This is a genomic window from Bartonella vinsonii subsp. berkhoffii ATCC 51672 (assembly GCF_902825225.1).
GTDB classification, from domain to species: Bacteria; Pseudomonadota; Alphaproteobacteria; order Rhizobiales; family Rhizobiaceae; genus Bartonella; species Bartonella berkhoffii.
Genome location: NZ_CADEAK010000083.1, coordinates 1 through 760 on the forward strand (window position 1 = coordinate 1; position 760 = coordinate 760).

The 760-nt window shown below is 37.8% G+C and carries 2 protein-coding genes and 1 pseudogene; all 3 read left to right on the top strand.

Annotation, left to right across the window (positions count from 1 at the left end; genetic code table 11):
- Nucleotides 1–162, top strand: a pseudogene (locus J7R10_RS10065) (single-stranded DNA-binding protein); the annotation flags it as partial.
- Nucleotides 163–176: 14 nt separating this feature from the next.
- Nucleotides 177–458: a hypothetical protein gene (locus J7R10_RS08345; RefSeq protein WP_208436450.1), complete on the top strand. Its 282-nt coding sequence runs from the start codon at nt 177–179 to the stop codon at nt 456–458.
- 43 nt (nt 459–501) lie between these two features.
- Entirely contained in the window at nt 502–648 is a 147-nt protein-coding gene (locus tag J7R10_RS08350; RefSeq protein WP_208436451.1) for a hypothetical protein, read from the top strand.
- Nucleotides 649–760 lie beyond the last annotated feature (112 nt).

A 760-nucleotide genomic window follows, 5' to 3' on the forward strand; every position in this document is an offset into this window, starting at 1 on the left:
CGGTATGTAACAGAAGTCATATTGCCTCAGTACAAAGGCGAGTTAAAGCTTTTAGATGGCAAAAATGATGATAATCAAGAGCCGTCATCTCCTTATGACAGAAGCATTTACAGACCTCTTGATACGCCCCATACCGTTATGAATGATAGTGTTCCTTTTTAATAGAGGGTATTTAAATGTCTGATAAGCCGCCGCTCCATACCTTTAGTGCAATCTGTAAATCTAAGCCAGTTTATAACTATACTATTACAGATCAGGCGATAAAATCATTACAACATAATAATAAGATTGATACATTCTGTAATATATCAGCAGGCTTTCTAATTGTAATGATGGTCATTATCTTCGTGTGGATGCTGGGTGATGATGATGATTGGCAAAAATTAGAAGCCTTTGGTATATCAGTAGAGTTACTGTTATTTGTAGTGATTTTGGGTGGAGAGACACGGTCAAACTAAGAGGAAATTTGGGAAAACGTTAAACAGGTGCCTGAGGTTATCTGTGAAAAAAAATAAAAAAAGGGGAGAGAAAAAGAAAGAGGGGAAGAGAAAAGGGGGGGAGGAAAAAGAAGAAGGAAGGAAAAAGAGAGGGAGGGGGGGAGGGGGAGAAGAAAGGAAGAAGGGAAGAAGAGGGGGGGAAAGAGGATGAATATTAAGGATGGGAAATGAAAATTTATAGAAACAACACTTGATGTGTTTTGAATGTTTCATTTTAAAAGAAAAGAGATATGGGATAAGAGAGGAAAAAAGGAAAGGGAGAG